The organism is Streptomyces sp. NBC_01454, assembly GCF_036227565.1.
In the GTDB taxonomy this organism is placed as follows: Bacteria; Actinomycetota; Actinomycetes; order Streptomycetales; family Streptomycetaceae; genus Streptomyces.
This window is the reverse complement of the sequence record NZ_CP109460.1, coordinates 689,702-709,834: the sequence shown is the minus strand read 5'-3', so window position 1 is coordinate 709,834 and position 20,133 is coordinate 689,702. Positions and strand designations below refer to the sequence as shown.

At 68.5% G+C, this 20,133-nt stretch carries 19 protein-coding genes; 18 read left to right on the top strand and 1 reads right to left on the bottom strand.

Annotation, left to right across the window (positions count from 1 at the left end):
• Positions 1-21 precede the first annotated feature (21 nt).
• From OIU81_RS02815 to OIU81_RS02740, 16 genes are all read left to right on the top strand, one after another.
• Positions 22-1,740 (top strand): hypothetical protein, encoded by a 1,719-nt coding sequence (locus OIU81_RS02815; protein WP_329143439.1) that lies wholly within the window; start codon positions 22-24, stop codon positions 1,738-1,740.
• 65 nt (positions 1,741-1,805) lie between these two features.
• Complete coding sequence (locus OIU81_RS02810; protein WP_329143437.1) at positions 1,806-2,078, top strand: hypothetical protein; 273 nt, start codon at positions 1,806-1,808, stop codon at positions 2,076-2,078.
• The gene (locus tag OIU81_RS02805) at positions 2,078-2,389 is read left to right on the top strand and encodes a hypothetical protein (protein WP_329330729.1); all 312 of its coding nucleotides are present in this window, start codon (positions 2,078-2,080) and stop codon (positions 2,387-2,389) included. Before OIU81_RS02810 ends, OIU81_RS02805 begins: the two co-directional genes overlap by 1 nt.
• Positions 2,390-2,407: 18 nt before the next feature.
• Complete coding sequence (locus tag OIU81_RS02800) at positions 2,408-3,298, top strand: hypothetical protein (protein WP_329330728.1); 891 nt, start codon at positions 2,408-2,410, stop codon at positions 3,296-3,298.
• A 2-nt stretch (positions 3,299-3,300) separates the two neighbouring features.
• Positions 3,301-3,837 carry a hypothetical protein gene (locus tag OIU81_RS02795; protein WP_329330726.1) on the top strand — a complete coding sequence of 179 codons (537 nt, stop codon included), beginning with the start codon at positions 3,301-3,303 and terminating at the stop codon, positions 3,835-3,837.
• Positions 3,838-3,845: 8 nt separating this feature from the next.
• Positions 3,846-4,202 (top strand): hypothetical protein, encoded by a 357-nt coding sequence (locus OIU81_RS02790; protein WP_329330725.1) that lies wholly within the window; start codon positions 3,846-3,848, stop codon positions 4,200-4,202.
• A gap of 84 nt (positions 4,203-4,286) precedes the next feature.
• Positions 4,287-5,441: a phage tail tube protein gene (locus OIU81_RS02785; protein ID WP_329330723.1), complete on the top strand. Its 1,155-nt coding sequence runs from the start codon at positions 4,287-4,289 to the stop codon at positions 5,439-5,441.
• Positions 5,442-5,479: 38 nt separating this feature from the next.
• On the top strand, positions 5,480-5,836 hold the full coding sequence (locus OIU81_RS02780; protein WP_329330722.1) for a hypothetical protein: 357 nt from the start codon (positions 5,480-5,482) through the stop codon (positions 5,834-5,836).
• A 236-nt stretch (positions 5,837-6,072) separates the two neighbouring features.
• Complete coding sequence (locus tag OIU81_RS02775; RefSeq protein ID WP_329330720.1) at positions 6,073-6,528, top strand: hypothetical protein; 456 nt, start codon at positions 6,073-6,075, stop codon at positions 6,526-6,528.
• 42 nt (positions 6,529-6,570) lie between these two features.
• Positions 6,571-10,539, top strand: a complete 3,969-nt coding sequence (locus OIU81_RS02770) for a phage tail tape measure protein (RefSeq protein ID WP_329330718.1) — start codon at positions 6,571-6,573, stop codon at positions 10,537-10,539.
• Between the two features lie 44 nt (positions 10,540-10,583).
• Positions 10,584-14,009: a hypothetical protein gene (locus tag OIU81_RS02765; protein WP_329330715.1), complete on the top strand. Its 3,426-nt coding sequence runs from the start codon at positions 10,584-10,586 to the stop codon at positions 14,007-14,009.
• Positions 14,010-14,019: 10 nt separating this feature from the next.
• The gene (locus tag OIU81_RS02760; RefSeq protein ID WP_329143419.1) at positions 14,020-14,550 is read left to right on the top strand and encodes a hypothetical protein; all 531 of its coding nucleotides are present in this window, start codon (positions 14,020-14,022) and stop codon (positions 14,548-14,550) included.
• Positions 14,551-14,621: 71 nt separating this feature from the next.
• Entirely contained in the window at positions 14,622-15,455 is an 834-nt protein-coding gene (locus OIU81_RS02755) for a C1 family peptidase (protein WP_329143417.1), read from the top strand.
• Between the two features lie 69 nt (positions 15,456-15,524).
• Entirely contained in the window at positions 15,525-16,277 is a 753-nt protein-coding gene (locus OIU81_RS02750; protein WP_329143415.1) for a peptidoglycan-binding protein, read from the top strand.
• Between the two features lie 26 nt (positions 16,278-16,303).
• Positions 16,304-16,624, top strand: coding sequence for a hypothetical protein (locus OIU81_RS02745; RefSeq protein WP_329143413.1), 321 nt, complete (start codon positions 16,304-16,306; stop codon positions 16,622-16,624).
• Positions 16,625-16,630: 6 nt separating this feature from the next.
• Positions 16,631-16,987, top strand: a complete 357-nt coding sequence (locus OIU81_RS02740; protein WP_329143411.1) for a hypothetical protein — start codon at positions 16,631-16,633, stop codon at positions 16,985-16,987.
• 733 nt (positions 16,988-17,720) lie between these two features.
• On the opposite strand, the gene OIU81_RS02735 is transcribed toward OIU81_RS02740, so the two are convergent.
• A complete protein-coding gene (locus tag OIU81_RS02735; RefSeq protein ID WP_329143409.1) occupies positions 17,721-17,873 on the bottom strand; it encodes a hypothetical protein in 153 nt (50 codons plus the stop codon).
• 64 nt (positions 17,874-17,937) lie between these two features.
• Between OIU81_RS02735 and OIU81_RS02730 the strand changes: the two genes are divergently transcribed.
• Both OIU81_RS02730 and OIU81_RS02725 read left to right on the top strand, forming a co-directional pair.
• A complete protein-coding gene (locus tag OIU81_RS02730) occupies positions 17,938-18,579 on the top strand; it encodes an HAD family hydrolase (RefSeq protein WP_329143407.1) in 642 nt (213 codons plus the stop codon).
• A gap of 108 nt (positions 18,580-18,687) precedes the next feature.
• Positions 18,688-19,875 (top strand): helix-turn-helix transcriptional regulator, encoded by a 1,188-nt coding sequence (locus tag OIU81_RS02725; RefSeq protein WP_329330712.1) that lies wholly within the window; start codon positions 18,688-18,690, stop codon positions 19,873-19,875.
• Positions 19,876-20,133: the final 258 nt, after the last annotated feature.

Here is a 20,133-nt window from a genome sequence, read left to right as displayed (position 1 = left end):
TCGCATGAAAGGAGCAGTGCTATGGCTCTGCCCAAGGCCGAAGTCCTTTTCGGTGACAGCCCCGAGGGCCCGCAGCTCAGCAAGGCCGAGGTCAGCACCCGCTTTGACGAGCTGATGTCCGCCGTCGACAACGCTCCCGGCCGCACCCTTGGCCCCGGGGACGTCGTCCAGGCCTTCTCCGAGGGTCGCGGCATCTCCTTCGACCAGCAGCCGACCAACGCCTACGGCGCCATCACCAAGGCGCTTGGTAGCGCAGACATCACCAAGGGCCTCAGCGCCGAGTCGCTCGCCTCCATCACGGGCGCGCTGGACGAGCTGAAGTCCCAGCAGCCGGACCTCGTCAAGGATCTGACCACGTCGTCGCCCGTGGCGGGTGGCCTGGTCGCCTTCGACTTGGAGGGGCCTGCGAAAATGCTGACTCCGAGGCCGACGCCGCTGCGCAACCGGATCCCGCGGAAGAAGGGCATCGGCCTCTCCCACCGCTTCAAGGTCATCTCCGGGTTCACCGGTACCGGCACCGGCGGCGTCGGCAACATCCACCCCGGTATCGCCGACAGCACGCAGAACAACTTCGCGCCAGGCGGCGGCAGCCAGTCGCTGTACTACGCCCGCGGCCCGAAGATCTCCTATGCGGGCTACGACAAGAACGTGTCGTACTCGCAGTTCTCCGTCTCCGACCAGGTCACGTGGTCCGCACAGTACGCGGGCCAGGGCTACCAGGACATCCGGCAGCTGTCCCGCACCAGCCTCATGTACTCCAGCATGCTGCTGGAGGAGCGCATGCTGCTCATGGGCCGCGGCACCGCGGGCAACGGCTTCCTCGGTGCCGTTGCCGCCCCGACCGGCCTGACGCTGACCGCCCGTTCCGCGGCGGCCGGTGAGACTGCCCTGACCGGTGTCTCCACCAACATCTACGTCAAGGTCACCAGCGACGCCGGCGACTTCGGCCAGTCCGTGCTGACCTCCGCGGCCAACGTCGCCCCGTCCACCCAGGTCGTCGACGTCACCGTCACGCTGCCCGCCGGCGCCACCGGGTTCCGGGTCTACGTGGGCACCGGCGCATCCGACCCCGGCGACGCCGCACGCTGGTACGCCGGCAAGTCCGGCACCAACACGTTCACTCTGCAGGGCGCCCTGCCGACCTCCGGCACCGCCGCGTCGACGGTGACGGCCGACACCACGGCCTACGCCTCCGGCTACGACGGCATCCTGCCGATCTGCACCGGCGCCGACTCCGGCTACGTCAACCGCCTCAACGCCGCGCTGAGCACCAGCAACCCCGGCGTGGAGTGGCAGAACGCGTTCGTGTCGCTCTACAACTCGGTGAAGGCGGACCCGGACAGGACGCTGCTGAACGGGTCCGACCGCAAGCAGCTGTCGGACGCGCTGAAGGGCTCGTCGTCCAGTAACTACAGGATGACGATCACCCAGGATCAGCTGACCGGTGTCACCATTGGCGACGTCGTCAACACGATCATCAATGAGGTGACGGGCAAGGGCGTCGCCGTCGAGGTCCACCCGTGGATGCCGCAGGGCAGCTCGGTGGTCCTCTCGGACAGCCTGCCCATCCCGGACTCTGAGGTCAGCGACGTGTGGAGTGTCTTCAACGTCCAGGATCTGATGGGCATCGACTGGCCGGTCTCGCAGTTTGCCTTCGAGTCCTCGTCGTACTGGTTCGGGGCCCTGCTCTGCTACGCCCCGGCCTGGAATGGCGCGATCACCGGCATCAAGAGCGCCTGACCCCCGATCGTCCGCGGCCCCGCTCGAGGGTGCGGGGCCGCGGGCACCCTCAACGAGAGGCAGTCATGGCACGACTGTGCATGCCCGACGGGGCGGTCCGCGGCATCGACGTACAGGGAGCCCAGACGGGCGCCACCACCGCCTACACCCCAGGCCGCGACGGCACCGTCACGGTCGACAACGCCCAGCACGAGAAGGCTCTGCTCGCCTACGGGGCGTTCCCCGCCAACCTTGGCGGCCGGACCCGAGGTGGCTACCGCTGCACCTCATGCGGGTTCGGGGCGTTCTTCAAGTCCTGCTCCCGATGTGGGGGCGCCTGCGAGAAGGAGGCCGGCTGATGCCGCCCAGGAAGCGCACCGCTGCCAAACCCGAAGCGACCGAAGACCAGCAGACGGCCGAGGGACTGGAGGCGGAAGAGCCGGCGCCGGGCGACTCAGCTGACACGAACGACCAGCCCGACAACAGCGACACCCCGCCCGAGAGCGCAGTGGAGGAGGACAGTCCCGGTCCCAAGGAACCCGACGGCCCGGCGAAGAGCGACCTCAAGACGGCCGACCAGCCGTGCACCGAGTGCATGCCGAACGGCTGGCCCGAGGGCGCGTTCTCCGTCGGATGCACACACGGAACCTGGGTCCGCGAGACCAAGTAGAGCGAGGGGAGGCGCGCAATGCCCAGCACGCCCTACGTGTCCGCCGCGGCATTCCGCGCCCACCCCACCTACCTCGACCTCGACAGCCTCCGCCCCGACAATCCCGACCCGGCGGCACAGGACGCGGTACTCACCAACCTGCTACTGCAGGCGTCGGCGTGGGCGGACAACGAATGCGACCAGCCGCTCGGTGCGCATCTCAACACCCAGTTGACCAGGGCGCGTACCGACCGGTCCGGGATGATCCGCATCCACGCCGATCACGGGCCCGTCAGCACGGTCACAGGCTTCGGATTCGGCTGGTCGCCCACCTCCATCACCTCGCTCGCCTCACCGCAGGCGTGGGTGGAGGACGGCACCAACATGGTCGTCGGCCTGGGCGGGGCGTCCGGGGCCTGGACCGGATCACTCCAACTCGGATTCGGCACAGCCCCCGGCATGGAGACGTTCGCGCGCATCACCTACGTGGCCGGCCACGTGGCAACCCAGCTCACAGCCGCGTCGACCGCCGGCGCGACCACACTGCAGGTCGCCGATCCCACCGGCATCGAGCCGGGCGGCCAGTACCGCATCTGGGAGCCCGGGGCCGAGGAGACGGTGACGGTGTCGCCTCTCTGGCAGCCGCCGACACCGACCACCATCCCCGCCGCGACCACAGTGACACTGACCTCGCCCACGGTCGTCGACCACGATGCGGGGCACGACTTCTCTGGGATGCCTGCAGATGTGCGGCTCGCTGTCGTCTCGTACACGACCGCCCTGCTGTTGCGGCCGGACACCAGCGCCGAGGACGAGTTTCCTGACACGGCCATGGCGTCCACCACCCGCGGCAAGGACTCGCGCCGTACCGGCGTTGGCCTGGTCGACCAGGCGCGCCGGATCCTCTGCTCCTACCGGCGTGTGAGGTGACGGTGAGCGTCCAGACTGCGCTCGACGGCATCTGCCGGTATTTCGGTGGGCCCTATGACGAGCAGACCCGCACCTACCGCTCCTCGCCGCTGGCAGCAGCCGGTGTTGGCGTCGTCCGGCGGGCGTGGGCCAAGCGCGACGACCACAACGACTACTTCCACGGCCAAGACGACGGGGCACGGACCGGTTGCCAGATCGTCGTGTTCATCCCGCGCCACCACGAGGAGCGCATCGCCCTCGGCGGCGCCCACAGCGGCATGAAGCAGATCACCTACGAAGTGCAGGTGCTCTGCTACCTCCGGTCGAAGACCGCCTACGCAGAGGACGCCCAAGACGACGTGTACGCGCTGCGGGATGCCCTCGTCGAGCACATGCGCCTCGACCGGACCCTCGGCGGCGCCGTCTTCCAGGCCGGTGAGCACGTCGACTCGGGTCAGGCGGGCATCGACTTCCGCTACGGCCAGCCCGAGACCAAAGCCGAGCTGACCAAGAGCTTCCTTGAGATGTCTTTCGCTGCGATCGAGTTCGTTAACGCATAGGAGCGTCCATGTCGACAAAGAGCACCCCGGCCAAGGACGCCCCTGATGAGGCGTCCGTGAGCGAAGCCCACGCCCCGCGTGAAGCCGATGCGGCCCCGCCCACGCCGGAGCCCGTGGAGGCGCCGCAGGACCAGGACGGCCCGGCCCCGGGGGTCTACGAGTACGTGCACCCGACCGCCTGCGTCTATCCGCACGTGCCGCTGACCGCCTACCCGGCCCGCGAGGCGGACGACGGCAAGGAACTCCCCGCCACCGTCTTCGACTGGCCATTCGGCCCGCCGAACGACGGCCGCTGGGCCAAGACCCGCAAGACCAAGCCGAATCAGGCCGCCGACAATGCGCCGGCCCTTTCCAGCGAGGAGTGACCGGTGCCGACTCCCACCACATACGCACCCGCCAAGCAGTTCGTCGGCATCGCGCCCGAGACCACGCAGGGCACACCAGTCGCGATGACGGCCACGGTCCTGGTCGCCGAGTTCAAGCCGAAAGATCAGCCGAAGTTCCTGGAGGACAAGTCGTGGCGTGGTTCCATGGCCACGGACTCGTTCGCGCAGATCGCCGGCGTCAAGGCCGCCGAGTTCGATCTCGGCGGGCCGGTCTACGGGGACGGCATCGGGTATTTCCTGCGCAACGTGCTCGGCGACATGGCCACCAGCGCGACCGCCACCGGCACCGGGGCGACGACCCTCGCCGCGGGCGCGGCAGCCGGTGCGTCGTCCATCTCGTGCGTCGCGTCAATTCCCGCCGCCACAATCGTGCAGATCGGCACCGGGGCTACCGCAGAGGTTGTCACTACCGGCACCCCGTCCGGCTCCGGGCCGTACACGATCCCGATCACCGGCTCCACTCTTCAGTACGCGCACGCCTCCGCGCAGGCGGTCGCCCCGTCCACCGGCCCCTACACTCAGGCCCACAGTCTGCTGAACTCCGGTAGCGGCCAGCCGCTCACGCACACGCTGACGCATTTCCTCGGCCCGACACCGACGTCTGGCGCCCGCCAGTATCCGGGCGCCTGCTTCTCCGAGGTCTCCTTCAAGTGGAACGCGGAGAGCGAGCTGCTGACCTGGTCTGGGAAGGCGCAGTCGTACCCGTCGGTGGCGCTCGGCTCGGCCCCGGTCTCGAACCCGTCGACGATCCTGCCGGTGGCGTCGTGGCGGATGACTGCGGGTATCGGCGGCCCGGCGGCGGGCGGCACCCTGGTCAACACGATCACCGACGGTGAGATCACCATCAAGCGGGAGCTCAACCCCTATTACACGACGACCGGCGTGCAGTCGCCGTACATCATCCAGCGCGGCGGCGTCTCGGTGGAAGGCAAGCTGAATTTCGTCGCCAGTGACGAGAGTCCGCTGCTGTACGTGCTCAACAACACGCAACCGCAGCTGCAGATGGTGATCGACAACGGCCTCACCGGGGTCAACCGGATCGCCATCCAGTTCGACGTCGCCACTGCGGCGTTCACTGACGTCGACCCCGACGGTACCAAGGCCGCGGTGGAATACGGCGGTTCATGGGTCTCCGTCCTCTCGACGACGAACGCGGGCGGATCCGGCGGCTACAGCCCCATCAAGATCTCGGTGACGAACAACGCCACCGGCTTCTGATCCGAACCACCCAACCCTCACACCCTCGGAGCACCCTCATGTCCACCACCGAACGCCACAACCTGCCCTCCGGCGCCTGGGTCCAGTTCCGCGACCCCATGACGCTGCGCCGCGGCGACAAGAAGCGCGCCATGGCCAGCGTCAGCGGAGACGTCGACAAGCCCCTGGCGATGGCCTACGAGATGACCGACGGCATCCTCCAGGTCCTCATCATCGACTGGTCCTACGACCTGCCGCTCCCATCCGCGTCGCCCGACTCGCTGGACCTGCTGCCGCTGGCCGACGACCAGAAGCTGATGGAACTCACGGAACCTGTCCGCAAGCTCCTGTGGCCGGAGGAGTCCGCGAAGGACGCCAAGGATGAGGCATCCCCTACCGAGCCCTCCGCCGCCTAAGAGCACGGCTGGAGGGACACGAAGTCCCACCTGGGCACCCGATCACCGCATACGACGAGGCATACGACTACCTCTGGTACGCCGAGCGATACCGATGGACGCCACAGCAGGTAGACGAAATCCCGGCGTGGCTCGACGCCCGCCTGCCACGCATGGCAATGGTCGTCGACGAAGCCCGAGAGGCGGCCCAGGAGCGGGCCGAGCGTGAAGCGGAACGCAACGCCAGGAGGTGACCCGTGACAGGCAGCGTGCAGGTGATCGGCGTGTCGGAGCTGACGGGGGCTCTGTCCCGGCTGACTGCATCGTTCAACCTCGCGACCAAGTCGGCGACGGCGAAGGCCGCGCACCTCACCGAAGGCGCCATCAAGGAGAAGTTGACGACCTCGAGCCACCGCCCGGGCACCCCAACTCCATCGGCGCCAGGCGAACCGCCCTCGTTGGTGACAGGGACCCTGCGACGCTCCATCAAGGTCACCGGCCCGCACCCGCTCGGGATGGGCCGATGGGAGGCGCAAATCGGCCCAACTGCCGTCTACGGGCGCGTCCAAGAACTCGGCGGGCCGACTGGCCGCGGCGGCGCCACCGAACTGCCAGCCCGACCCTACGTGGCACCAGCGTATGAGCGAGTCATCGCCACCGGCGCCGTGTCCGCCATCTATCACCAGGCGTGGCGGGCGGCCATAGCCCGATAGCCCGCCAACATCCGCGTTTGCCGTCACCACGAGGAGGCGCAGATGTCCGAAGGCGCCCTGCTGCCCCCCGTCGTCGTTCGCCTGATGGGCGACGTGCGGCAGCTGCGATCCTCGATGACCCAGGCCCGCTCGATGGTGGACGGCACCGCCGGCGGCATGCGCAAGGCCGGCGAGACCGTCTTCGCCGGAGCGGCCAAGATCGGTAAGGGCGTCAGCGTCCTGGGCCTCGGCGCGGCGGTAGCCAGCGTGAAGATGGCTGGCGATTTTCAGGCGCAGACGATGGTGCTGCACACGGCGGCGGGGGAGACCCTCAAGGGTCTGAGCACTGTCCGTAAGGGCATCCTCGACATCGCCTCGGGCACGGGTACCGACTGGCACAAGCTCACCGACGGCATGTACCAGGTCGAGAAGGCGGGCTTCCGCGGCGCCGACGGCCTCAAAGTCCTCAAGGCGGCGGCCCAGGGTGCGCGCGAGGAGAACGCCTCCCTGTCGTCGGTCACCAACGCGATGACCAGCGTTATGGCGTCGTATCACCTGGGGGCCGACAAGTCCGTCCAGGTCATGAACGCCATGAAGACCGCAGCCGGTGAAGGCAAGATGACGATGGAGGAGTTCGCTGGCAGCCTCTCGACCGTTTTGCCGATCGCCTCCGCCAACAAGATCAGCTTTGCCGAGGTGTCCGGCGCTCTCGCCACGCTCACCCAGCACGGCACCAGCGCCCGCGAAGGCACCCAGGAACTCGCCAACACCATCAGGAACCTGGCCGCGCCGAACAACGTGGCGATCCAGGAGATGCAGCGTCTGGGCATCTCATCCACAGACGTGTCGACGCACCTGGGCAAGCGTGGCCTGACCGGCACCCTCGACATGCTGTCGCAGACGGTCCTGTCGAAGATGGGCAGCAGCGGCACCGTCCTCATGTCGGCCTTCAACAAGAGCAAGCAGGCGGCTGCTGACGCCAACACCATGATCAAGCAGATGCCGCCCAACCTGCAGAAGCTGGCCGGCTCCTACTCCAAGGGCTCCCTCTCGGTGGCGGACTGGAGGGCGGCACTCAAGGGGCTGCCGCCGGAGCAGGCCAATTTGCTGTCCCAGTACGCCACGCTGCAGAACCGGACGACTGGCTTCTCCGCCGAGCTCAAAAAGGGCGGCCCGGCAGCCCAGACGTACACCGACGCCATCAAGAAGATGACCGGCGGCGCGACCGGCATGAACACGACCTTGATGCTGACCGGCGAAAACATGGGCGGCTTCAAGGACCGCGTCAAGAAGGTCGGCGAGTCCTACGGCCATGCCACCAAGGATGTGGAGGGCTGGAAGGCCACCCAGCAGCTGTTCAACGTCCAGATCGCCAAGGCCAAGCAGACCATCAACGTCCTCGCGATCGAGATCGGCACGAAGCTCCTGCCGGTCGTCACCGGCGCTGTCAGCTGGTTCGGCCGGCACAAGGACGTCGCAATGGCCCTGGCCGCAGTGATCGGCGGCGTGCTGGCCCTGTCCGTGGTCGCCTACGCCACCAAGCTGACGATGAGCGCCGTCAAGGGTGTCGCCAGCATGGCGAAGCTCGGCGCTTCTGGCGTCAAGGCTGGCGTCAACGTGATCCGGGGGTTCCGTAGCGCCTCAGCGGCAGCATCGGACGCTTCCGGCATGGCCGGCTCTCTGGGGGGCGCGATCCGTCGAGGCCTGGGTGGTGCCGCCTCGGCCGCGAAGTCGGCATTCGACACTGTGCGTCTGAAGGGCATGTACGCCTGGGATGGCGTGAAGTCCGGCGCCAACAGCGCCGGTTCCGCGGTCGCCAGTTTCGGGCGCAAGGTCGGGACTGCGGCTGCCTCGGCGGGTCGGAGCGCGTGGTCGGGGCTGGTCTCCAGCATCAAGGGCGTCGGCGCGGCCATGAAGACGGCATCGCTCGCCAGCCTGGGTTTCGTCCGGTCGATGGCAGCGAGCGCCGCGGCCGGCCTCCGCTCCGCCGCTGCCTGGGTTGCCCAGAAGGTGGCGCTGATCGCGTCGGCGGTCGCGGAGAAGGCCGCGGCCGTAGCGCAGTGGCTCCTGAACGCCGCTATGGACGCCAACCCCATCGGCTTGATCATCCTGGCGATCGCGGCGCTCGTCGCAGGCATCATCTGGGTCGCGACGAAGACGACGTGGTTCCAGACCGCGTGGCGGATGACCTGGACCGTAATCAAGACGGTCGGCCTGGCTGTCTGGAACGCACTGAAGACCGCGTTCCACGCGACCATCTCCTTTTTCATCAGCATCTGGAACTCGGTTTCCGGCGCGCTGAAGTCGGCGTGGTCGTCGGTGTGGAACGGCATCAAGGCCGTTGCGGTGGCCGTGTGGAACGGCATCAAGGCGTTCATCAACCTCAACATCCTGGCCGTCCGGACGATCATCACCGGCACCCTGAACGCGATCAAGTCGACGTGGAACAGCATTTGGAACGGCACCAAGGCGATCGCCGTGTCGGTCTGGAACGCGATCAAGTCGTTCATTCAGACGAACATCAACCTCATCCGCGGCACGATCAGCGCCGTCCTCAACGGTATCCGCTCCACCTGGTCGTCCATATGGAACGGCATCAAGAGCGTCGCCTCATCCATCTGGAACAGCATCCGGTCGACCATCACCGGAGCGATCAACGGAGCCAAGAACGCCGTGTCGTCAGCCGTCTCTGGCATCGGCGGCTTCCTGTCGTCGATCAAAAGCAAGGCGATGAACGCCCTCTCAGGCGCGGCATCATGGCTGGTCAGCGCAGGCCGCGACCTGATCCACGGCCTGATCAGCGGCATCTCCGGCATGGCCGGCGCCGTCGTCGACAAGGTCAAGAGCCTGGCCAGCTCCGCCGTGTCCGGCTTCAAGAGCATGCTCGGCATCAGCAGCCCGTCGAAGGTCTTCCGGCAGCTCGGCATCTACGTCAACACGGGCCTCATCGACGGCCTCACCTCGTCGACAGCCCGCGTGAAGGCAGCAACCCGGCGCGTCGAGTCGCTGCTGATCTCCTCCAAAAACCGCGTCCAGGATCTGCTGGACAGCAAGAGCGCCCGCCGCAACCGGGGCCTGGTCTCCTGGGTGCACTCCCACGTCCGGGCCATCAGCCGCTTGCAGAGCTACGCCGCGCGCGAGGACCGCGTTCTGCGCGGCCTGGCCGCCCGCAGGGACTCTGTGGCGACTCGGCTGAAGGACGCGCAGAAGAAACTGGCGGCCGTCCAGAAGGACTGGACGAAAGAGCGCGACGCGGTCGCCAAGGGAATCATGGAGTCCGCGTCGATCGTCACCGCGTCCCCCGATGAGGGCCGTAGCGTCAACAGCTTTGACGTCGTCCAGCACATGCGTGACCAGGTGGCGAAGGCGAACGCGTTCGCGGCGAACCTCAAGGCACTCCAGAAGAAGGGGCTGCGCTCCGACCTGGTTGCCCAGCTCGCATCGGCGGGCGTGGACCAGGCAGGGGACACCGCCCAGGCGCTCGCGGCCGGCACCAAGGGCCAGGTCGCCGAGATGAACAAGCTGCAGTCGAACATGCAGAGCGCGGCAAACAGCACAGGCGCAGCGGTCGCCAACTCCATGTACGGCGCTGGCATGAAGTCGGCGCAGGGGCTGATCAAGGGCCTGCAGTCGCAGGAGAAGGCGATCGCCAAGCAAATGACGAAGATCGCCAAGTCCATGCAGACGGCAATCAAGCGGGCGCTCGGCATCCGGTCGCCCAGCCGGGTCTTCGCCGACCTCGGCCAGTTCATCCCCCAGGGCCTCGCCCAAGGCATCTCCGACGCGGCCCACCACGCCACCACGGCGGCAGCCAACCTGGCAGGCGCCGTGGCAGGAGCCGGCGGCGTCGGCACGGCGGGCGTCGCGGTCGCCGGAACCGGCGGGGGTGGTCAGACCATCATCCACAACCACTACACCTTCGAGATCGCGGGCAGCGTCGCCACAGTCGACGGCCTAGCCAAGGACGTCGAAGCCGCGTTCCTCCGCCGCGGTATGCGCAACCCGACCACGTACCCCCCATACGGCCGCTGATCAGCTGAGCGCCACCGGGCGCCCCAACGACATGGAGGTGCCCGGTGGTCAAGCTAAGTACGCTCGTCGACTCCTTCACCACGCCGTCGATCAACACGGCGCTGTGGGACAACATCACCGGCACGGCAACCCTCGACACCGTCAACGACCTGGTGACGCTGGCGCAGCCCACAACCAGCGGCGCCACCAACAGCTTCGGCAGCAGCACCCTGTGGGACGCCACCTCATCCCAGATCTACGCCCAGATCGGCACCGTACCCACCGGCGCAGGCACCACCAGCACCGCAATGGTTCTGCGACTCGACACCAACAACTCGGTAGCCATCCGCCTCGAGGCCAGCGTCTTCAAACTGACTCTCCAGACTGCTGGCTCGACAGTCGCCACCACTCTGCCCGCCTACTCGCCGGACGCTCACCGCTGGTGGCGGATCCGGGAGGCGGCCGGCTCCTGGTATGCGGACACCTCAGCAGACGGCATCACATGGACGACCCTCGCCACCACCACGTACACCTGGTCGGCAACCGGGCTCACCTTCGCCTTTCAGACGGCGGCGGGCGGAACCGAGGTCGCCGGCCTGATCGCCAGCATCGAGAACATCAACACCCCGCTCGGCGGCCCGCAGAATCCGAACTGGCCGCTGATCGAGCACGGATGGGGTGCCCGCTGGACGTGCAACGGCGGCAACTCGCCGCACGACCAGTACACCGACGTGAGCCTCCGCACCCGCGGATCCACCAGCATGAGCCGCGGCCGACAGTACGAGCTGGACCAGATCCGCTCCGCCGAAGCGACCGTCCAGCTCGCCAACACCGACAGCGCACTCGACCCCACCAACACGACCGGCCCCTTCTACGGGCACATCCAGCCCTACCAGCCCTACCGGATCCGCGCCCAATGGCCAGCCACCCGCAACCTCCTGTCCCAGTTCCAGGCGACCGGCGGCGACCTCGGCGGATACACCCTCGGCACCATCGACCAGGGCAACACGGGGCCCAGCACGTACTGCAGCACCGCCGGCGCCGGAACGTTCGCGACCGTGGCCAGCGCGTCGGCCTGGCAGGGCGGAACCGTCATCCAGGCGCCCGTCGCCTCCGGAACCGTGGCCGCATCGGGGACCACCACCCCGGGCCTGATCTGCTGGACGCCGCGGCCCAGCGCGCAGCCGGGCGAGACGTACACGATGCAAATCCGCGCCCGCAACGTCACCGCTGGCACATCGCAGCAGGTCGCGGCGTTCATCTACGGGGCCACCGCAGCCAGCGTCGGTACCGCCAACGTCGGCTCTACGGTGACCCTGACCGGCTCGCCCACAGCCAACTGGACGACCCTGACGGTCACTGCCACCCTCGGACCGGATGCGGCATACACGGTGTGCGGCATTCGTACTGCCGCCACAGCCGCAGCCACATGCAACATCCAAGTCGACGGCTGGCAGATGGAGCACGGCCCCACGGCATCCGCCTGGACGTGCCCTGGCACCTCGTACCCGATGTACGGCGGATTCGTCGAGCGCTGGTCCCCGGCGTGGGCAATGTCCGGCACCTACGGCACCATCGCGCCGACGTGTGTCGACGCTTTCTCGCTACTGTCGCAGGTGCAGTTGACCGACCCGCTCACCCAGGAGATCACCAACCGTAACCCGCGGTTCCTGTACAAGCTCGACGACCCGCAAGGCAGCACGACCGCCACCGACGCGACTGGCAACTATGCGGCCGCGCCGCTGGCCAACAGCAAATACGGTGCGGGCTCCTGGGCGTTCGGGAGCACCATCACGGCCGCCAACACCACCACCGGCCTCTACACCGGATCCGGCGGCACCGTCGCCACCATCAACAACCCCAGCCCCGGCGTGGCATCCCTGACCCCCAGCACCTTCCTCCAGCTCGACCAGGCGGGAATCAAGGGCCCGGCGAACCCGACCGGCGACTGGACCAGGATGCTCGCATTCCGGTACACCGGCCCCACACCCACCTACGCCGCGTTCCTCTGGTCCTGCATGGACCGGCAACACGCCAACGGGCAGTCGGACGGCAGCCAGCTCTACTTCGTAGTCGGCACCTCCGGCAAGTTCGCCGTTTGGATGGCCGGCCCATCAGGGTTCCTCACCGCCTACGAGACATCCGTCAGCGTGGTCGACTCCAACTGGCACCTGGCAATAGCCTCCTACACACATGCCACCGGCACGCTGAGTGTCACCGTCGACGCCCCGACCACCTACTGGGCGGGCATCAGCAGCAGCGAGCCGACGGGCCTCATCAGCGACTGCCTCGGCGCCTACGTCGACGTCACCAGCGGCGGCTGGTCCATTGGCAACTTCCGGGGCGACCTGTCATATGCCGCCGAGTTCCCTACTGCCCTCAGCATCGCGGACGCGGGGACGATCTACACGGCGTGGCGAAACTCGTGTGCCGGCGAATCCACCGATGCCCGATACGCGCGCATCCTCCGCTACTCCGGATACACGGGGCCCTCGTCGATCCAGACGGGCCTCACCACCAGCATGGGGCCCGCAGCGTTCGAGGGGCAGGACATCGTCACGGCACTGCAGGCCGTGGTCGACACGGAAAACGGCGAGCACTTCGTCGACAGGGCCGGCACCGTAACTTTCCGGTCCCGGTCGGCCCGCTACAACGCCCTCAACCCCGTGCTGATCCTCGGCGAGCGAGCCGATCTCGGCGAATGGCCGTATGAGGACTGCCAACTCGACTACGACTCGACGCACCTGTCCAACCAGGTCACCGTCACCCAAGCGTCCACCGGGCAGACGTTCTATCAGCAGGACGCCGCATCGATCGCGAGCTACTTTCCTCGCACCCTGACTCGCACGATCAATGCGTCCTCCGGGCTGGAGTGCCAGGACGCGGCCGGCTACCTCCTGTCCCGCTACAAGCAGCCCGCCGTCCGGGTGCCCAGCGTCAAGTTGCACCCCTCGGCGCAGCCGGCACTATGGCCGGTCCTCCTCAATCTCGAACTCGGCACCCGGGCCCGGGTCATGCGGCGCCCGCCCGGAGTCCCAGCTGTCGCGGTGGACTGCTACATCGAGAGCATCGCGTGGGAGCTCGGAGACGACGGCGACGCGTGGGCCACCCTGCAATGCTCACCAGCAGACATCAACCCATACGCCAGCTTCGCCGCCTGGCACACCACCCTCAAAACCAGCGTGGCGTCCGGCGTCACGAGCATCACCGTCAACGCCTCGGCGGACACCACCAACCCGCTGGCCACGCAACTCGCAGCAGGGCAACAAATCGTCCTCGGCCAGGGCAGCGCGAACCAGGAGACCGTCACCGTGGCCTCCGTCGGCGGCACTGTCCCGGGATGGACGCAGGCCACGATCGCCCTCACGGCAGCCACCACCAAGGTCCACACCTCCGGCGACACCATCTGCGAGCCGCTACCCGCCGGAACCACCGACCCCACTACATGGGATGCGGTCGACCAGTTCGACGACTGCACTTTCGCCTACTAGGAGGTGAGTCATGGGCCGCATCGTCCCAGTTTCGGCATCCGTCAGCCCCGGCCAGTTCATCACAGGGGCCCTGTGGAACGCCCAGCTCAAAGCCCTCAACGACTTCACCACCGGGGTGCCCGTTTTCGCCGGCTACCAGGGAACCGTCCAGTCTGTCTCGACCGGCACTTTCACCCCTCTCACGATCGACACCGAGGTGATCGATAGTGACGGCGGGCACTCCACCACGACCAACACCAGCCGGTACACCGCCACCGTGCCCGGCACCTACCTCGTCCTGGGCACCGCCGCCTGGGCCGCCAACGCCACCGGATACCGGCGCACGTCCATCGCGCTCAACGGCACGCGCGTCCCCGGTAGCAGCGTAGGCAGCGACGCAACCACCTCAGTCCTCGCCGGAAACTCCACGTCGACGATCGTGGTGCTGAACGGCACCACCGACTACGTCGAGGTTCACGCCTCGCAGAGCACCGGATCGGCCCTGAATACCTCGGTGACAGATTTCGCCCCGAGCCTCCGTGTCATCTGGCTCAGCAGATAGACAGCCCGCTTCTCACCCCGCCCCGCATGGGGCCTTTTTCATGCCCGGAGGGCCCTGTGCGCCTGCGCCTCTTGTCCGTTTCCAATGCCGGCCGGCCGCCACTCGGCCGCCACATCGAGCACGACCCCCGGTCGCTTCGGTACGCGCATGGCGTCCTCCCAACCTCGGCGATCAAGTCCGTCGAATGGGCGCGACGGGTCCCGATTCTCGACCAGGGGCAGCTCGGCAGCTGCACGGGCAACGCGGCGACCGGCGCGCTCGCGACCGACTCGGCTGGACGGACCGCCACTACGACGGCCACCATCTCGGCCGCAGGCGCCGCAGCCTCACGCGGGCTTTTCACCGCGGGGGAGTACCCCCTCGACGAGGCGTTCGCGGTCGCCCTGTACTCCCTGGCCACCATCCTCGACGGCGTCACCGGCCAGTACCCGCCCACCGACACCGGCTCGTCCGGCATCGGCGTGGCCAAGGCACTCAAGGCGCTCGGACTGGCCAGCGGCTACACCCACGCCTTCTCCCTGGACGCCCTCAACTCGGCCCTCCAGGCCGGCCCGGTCCTCATCGGCATCCCTTGGATGAAGTCGATGTTCGACACGGCCAGCGACGGCCGCATCAAGGTCGACAAGAACTCCGGGGAAGCCGGCGGCCACGAACTGGAACTCTCCCGGTTTGACGCGACCACCGGCGAGTACTGGGTGCCGAACAGCTGGGGCGCGAGCTGGGGCCAGGACGGCTGGGGCTATCTCACCGCCGCGGACCTGTCATGGCTGCTGTCGCAGACCGGAGACGTCACCGTGCCCGCCTGGACCGCCTCCCCGGCACCCGCGCCGACTCCCACCCCCACCAGCGCTGACGCTGCACTGGCCGCCGCATTCCAGACCTGGCGCACAGCCAAGGGCCTCTAACCCACACAACCCTCACCCCGAGGAGCCCTCATGCCCGACCTGCGCGACATCCCCAAGGAGGGCTGACCCATGGCCCGTATGCCCGGCGCCGATTGGCGCCCTGTACCCAACTGCACCAAGGGCGGCCAGGACGCTGTCCACGGCGTCGTCCTTCACATCATGGCGGGCACACTCGACGGCTCCGACTCCTGGTTCCGCAACCCGAACGCCCAGGCCTCCGCGCATTTCGGCGTCGGCAAGGACGGACGCATCTTCCAGTGGGTCGACACCGCCGACCGTGCCTGGGCACAGATGGCCGGCAACCGCACCTGGCTGTCCATCGAGCATGAAGGCCAGGGAGGCGACTCCCTCACCGCCAAGCAGCTCGCCGCAACCGCCAGCATCGTCGCCTGGATGCACGAAACCCATGGCGTCGCGCTACAGGTCACGGACAGTGTCGACGGTCGCGGTGTCGGCTGGCACGGCATGGGCGGCGCAGCATGGGGCGGGCACTACGACTGCCCCGGCAACCCGATCAAGGCACAGCGCGCCGCCATCATCAAGGCCGCGGGCGGCGGTAGCCCGGCCCCGTCCTACGAGCCGTTTCCCGGCGCCTCGTTCTTCCGGTCCGGCCGCAAGTCGCCGATCATCGCGGCGATGCATCACCGGCTCGTCGCCGAGGGCTGCAACAAATACGTCTCGCAGACCAACGCGGATGTGTGGGGCTCGGGCGATGAACGGTCCTACGCCGCTTGGCAGCGGAAGCTCGGCTACGCCGGAACCGCCGCCGACGGCATCCCCGGGCCGACCAGCTGGGGCAAGCTCCACGTCCCCAACGTCTAGATCCTCCTCCAGAAACGGATCCCGTCATGTCTGATGCTGAACTGTGGGCTGCGGCCCTCGGCTACCTGTCCCCGCCCGTCATCGCGATCGTGCAGCAGCCGCGGTTCGCCGGCCCGCTGAAGGCGCTCATCATGCTTGCCTGGGCCGCGATCGTTGGCCTCGGCACCGCTTACTTCAACGACCAGCTCTCCGGCCAGACCATCACGACCTGCATGCTCACGGCCGCAGTCGCCATCGGCGTCGCCTACCACACCCTGTGGCGCCCGTCCGGCATCGCTCCCGGCATAGAGGTCGGCACGTCCAGCGGGGGACGCAGCACCCCCGCGGCCACCGTTGCTGGCGACTGACCGGAGATGACCGTGCCCGAGGAGCTGTCCGTGGGCGAACTCGGGCGTACCGTCAACGCCTTGCGGATCGACATTCAGGCCATGGCGCAGGGCATCAACGCGAGGCTGGACAAAGTCGTGTCGACTGAGGTCTACAGCCTCCAGAGCGCCTACACGGACCAGCGCATCACCCAGCTCAGTCAGGACTTGCAGAAGGCCATCGATGCTCGTGAAGCTCTGGAGCGGGAGTTCGAGGCATACCAGATGGCGGAGCGGGACCGGCGGGAGCGGGAACGCCAAGCACGCCTCTACCAGATGATCGTGCCCGTCTTCATGGGGCTCCTCGCGGCAGCTATATCGATCTGGGCGGTGGTCGCAAAATGAGTGCTAGCCACAGGCCGTCCCGTCGTCGACTGCGACTGCCTCAGGCAGAACTCCTTGGCGCAGCCACTGCTGTCCTGGTCTTTCTGTTCCTCGTCTGGCTAGCCGTACAAGTCGTCGGTCTCCACAACGACCTCCAGACCGCGAACAAGGCGCGTGACGCACTCGCCCGGCAGGTGCAGGGCCTCGGCGTGAAACCTGTCGCCGGCCCGCCGGGATCCCGCGGCGAACCCGGCCGGGGGCTCGTCGGCCCGCAGGGGCCGCCCGGCCCCAGCGGCGAGCCTGGCAAGACCGGTCGGGACGGGGCCAACGCGACTGGCACGCCCGGAAAGCCGGGACAGCCAGGAACGCCGGGGAAGGCTGGCGCCAACGGGACAAACGGCAAGGGCGGCGCTCCCGGGCAGGACTCCACCATCCAGGGGCCACCAGGCGCGGGCGGACCTCCGGGGCCGGCCGGGCCTCCGGGAGCAGACGGCAAGGACGGTCAAGACGGCCAGAACGGCGCCGACGGCAAGAATGGGCAAACTTGCCCCGACGGCTACAGCCTCCAGCCGCCGGCCGACGATCCCGACGCCCTCGTCTGCCGCCGAGACGGGGCACCCGACCCCACGCCGACACCATCCCCATCTGGATCTGGCCCGTTGAACCTGGGGCTTGACCCGACGCGACGCCAGTACCCCTGAACGGCAACGCCCCGCCCCCTGCTTTCGGCAGGCGGCGGGGCGCTTCGTCACGTTCAGGGGCGGGCGGCCTCGGCCCACGCGGCGAGCAGCTGCTCGTACTCCTCCTGCTCCTCGGGCCACAGCGGACGTCCGACGCGGGCGGCCATGAACCGACGTATCGCCTCGTTCGCCACGTCGGCGGCGTCGGTTGCGCAGGGGGTCGCCATGCCGCCGATGCTACGGCCGGGCACCGACAACAGCGCGCCCGTTGGTTCGCCGTAGGCTGCTCGCATGATCCGCGCAGTGGCATTCGACATCGGCGAGACCCTCATCAGCGATGACCGCGGATGGGGCGCGTGGGCGGACTGGCTGGGCGTGCACAGGCACACGCTGTCGGCCCTGGTCGGCGCGGTCGTCGCACAGGGCCGGGACAACGCGGACGCGCTACGGCTCGTCCGGCCGGGCATCGATGTGGAGGCGGAGCGAGCCGCGATGGAGCGGGCCGGCCGGGGTGAGGCCCTGGGCGAGTCCGATCTGTACCCGGACGTTCGGCCGTCGCTCGCCGCGCTCCGGGCAGGCGGTATCCGTGTGGTGGTGGCTGGCAACCAGACGGCGCGGGCTGGTGAGTTGCTGCGGGCCCTTGACCTGCCGGTGGATGCGGTGGCCACGTCCGGAGAGTGGGGCGTAGCCAAGCCGGCGGAGAGGTTCTTCGCACGTACTGTCGAGCTGGCCGGGGTCCCGGCGGGTGAGGTGCTGTACGTCGGCGACCACCCACAGAACGACGTCGGCCCGGCGCGGGCGGCGGGGCTCCGCGCGGCGCACCTGCGGCGGGGCCCGCTCGGGCACCTGTGGGCGGAAAGCGAGGACGCCCGCGCTGCCGACGTGCGGGTCACGAGCCTGACGGACCTGGTGGACGCGGTGCGGATCCTGTAGCCGTCAACAGAACGGCCCCGCCTGCGAGATGCGGGCGGGGCCGTTTGCGTTCCCGGACCGTGACGGCGCGGGTACCGTTCGGAGTGGCTGCACCGAACGGAGACCAGTATGCCCAGCATCGTGTACCGCGGGGTAGGCCCCCGCATCGCTTACGAGCGTCGCATCGCCGGCCTCACCCAGGCCGACCTGGCGCGCGCCGCCGGGACCGCCCTCGGGACCATCAGGAAGATCGAGCGCGGCGAGCGGGGCGCATCCGACGCCGTCCTGGACGCCATCGCCGACGCGCTCGACATCGACCCCACCAGGCTCCTGCCGGATCGGGAGCGCCCGGACGACCGCGTGCATGCAGCGATGCCGGGCCTGTCAGCTGTCCTTGCCGCATATGAGGAGCCGGACGATGGGCCGTGCCGCGATCTGCCTGCGCTGCGAGAGGCTGTGTCCACGACCGTTGGGCTCAGACTAAGCGCGCAGTATTCGCGCATCGCCCGGTCCGTGCCGGGACTCCTCGCCGAACTGTGCCGCGCCTTGAGCACGGCCCCGTCCGTCGATCGGCCCGCGGTAGCACGGCTCCTGGTGGACGCCTGCCGGGCCGCGGACGCGGTCGCGTTCAAGCACGGCGCGAGGGATCTTTCGGCGCGTCTTCTCGACCTGATGCGGTGGGCCGGGGCACAGGCCGACGATCCGGTCGTGGAAGCGGCCGTGGCCTACGTCCGGACTGAACTGCACTTCGGCGCCCGGACATACACGGTTGGCCTGCGGGCCCTTGAGCGTGCCCTCGACCACGCTCCGCGTGCCGACTCGGCGGACGTGCTTGCGGCGCGCGGCGCGCTGCACATGCGTGCCGCGGTGCTTGCCGGCCGAGCTGCCGACAGCGCGGCCGCTGACGTTCACCTGGATGACGCTCGGGCCCTCGGCGACCGGGTACCGGAGGGCGTCTACCGGGGCACGGCGTTCGGGCCGAACAGCGTCCGGGTCCATGAGGTGTCGGTGGCCGTGAGCCTGGGCGACGACCACGTGGGCCGCGCGCTGAAGCTGGCTCGGGAGTGGAAGCCCCCGCGGGAACTGCCAGCCGAACGACGGTCGGGCTTCTATATCGAACTCGGTCGCGCCCAGCTCTGGTCCGGCCGCCCGGACGCGGCGTTCGAGTCGCTGAAGGTGGCGAGGCGGATCGCGCCTCAACACGCGCGGGAGCACCGGTGGGTGAGGGAGGACGCCGCCACCCTGCGCCGGTTGAAGAGGGGGGACGCCGAGTCCCTGTCGAACTTCGCCGAGTGGTGCCACGCCTCCATCAGCTGATGGGTACCCCTCGCAGGGGTACTTGAGGGGTACCTGCGGGACGAATCTCTCCCTGAGTCCACCGGCACAGGGAGAGAGTGTGACTGCAACGACAGCTCCACCAGACGTTCCGTCCGCAGACCCCGAGGTGAGTATCGTCCGGCTGCACGGCGAGGCGTGCTACTGGTGCGGCGCCGCCCACAGCACCCTCACACCGGCTGGATCGGTCACTACCCCGGTCGGTGGCGGCGGCGTTCGCATCTGGTTCATCGTGGCCTG

What these genes read in the sequence shown, in the direction of transcription:
- OIU81_RS02745 (WP_329143413.1), top strand. Translation starts at nt 16,304, where the DNA reads ATGTCTGATGCTGAACTGTGGGCTGCGGCCCTCGGCTACCTGTCCCCG.
- OIU81_RS02725 (WP_329330712.1), top strand. Translation starts at nt 18,688, where the DNA reads ATGCCCAGCATCGTGTACCGCGGGGTAGGCCCCCGCATCGCTTACGAG.
- OIU81_RS02815 (WP_329143439.1), top strand. Translation starts at nt 22, where the DNA reads ATGGCTCTGCCCAAGGCCGAAGTCCTTTTCGGTGACAGCCCCGAGGGC.
- OIU81_RS02770 (WP_329330718.1), top strand. Translation starts at nt 6,571, where the DNA reads ATGTCCGAAGGCGCCCTGCTGCCCCCCGTCGTCGTTCGCCTGATGGGC.
- OIU81_RS02790 (WP_329330725.1), top strand. Translation starts at nt 3,846, where the DNA reads ATGTCGACAAAGAGCACCCCGGCCAAGGACGCCCCTGATGAGGCGTCC.
- OIU81_RS02785 (WP_329330723.1), top strand. Translation starts at nt 4,287, where the DNA reads ATGACGGCCACGGTCCTGGTCGCCGAGTTCAAGCCGAAAGATCAGCCG.
- OIU81_RS02730 (WP_329143407.1), top strand. Translation starts at nt 17,938, where the DNA reads ATGATCCGCGCAGTGGCATTCGACATCGGCGAGACCCTCATCAGCGAT.
- OIU81_RS02735 (WP_329143409.1), bottom strand. Translation starts at nt 17,873, where the DNA reads ATGGCGACCCCCTGCGCAACCGACGCCGCCGACGTGGCGAACGAGGCG.
- OIU81_RS02760 (WP_329143419.1), top strand. Translation starts at nt 14,020, where the DNA reads ATGGGCCGCATCGTCCCAGTTTCGGCATCCGTCAGCCCCGGCCAGTTC.
- OIU81_RS02750 (WP_329143415.1), top strand. Translation starts at nt 15,525, where the DNA reads ATGGCCCGTATGCCCGGCGCCGATTGGCGCCCTGTACCCAACTGCACC.
- OIU81_RS02805 (WP_329330729.1), top strand. Translation starts at nt 2,078, where the DNA reads ATGCCGCCCAGGAAGCGCACCGCTGCCAAACCCGAAGCGACCGAAGAC.
- OIU81_RS02780 (WP_329330722.1), top strand. Translation starts at nt 5,480, where the DNA reads ATGTCCACCACCGAACGCCACAACCTGCCCTCCGGCGCCTGGGTCCAG.
- OIU81_RS02740 (WP_329143411.1), top strand. Translation starts at nt 16,631, where the DNA reads ATGACCGTGCCCGAGGAGCTGTCCGTGGGCGAACTCGGGCGTACCGTC.
- OIU81_RS02810 (WP_329143437.1), top strand. Translation starts at nt 1,806, where the DNA reads ATGGCACGACTGTGCATGCCCGACGGGGCGGTCCGCGGCATCGACGTA.
- OIU81_RS02800 (WP_329330728.1), top strand. Translation starts at nt 2,408, where the DNA reads ATGCCCAGCACGCCCTACGTGTCCGCCGCGGCATTCCGCGCCCACCCC.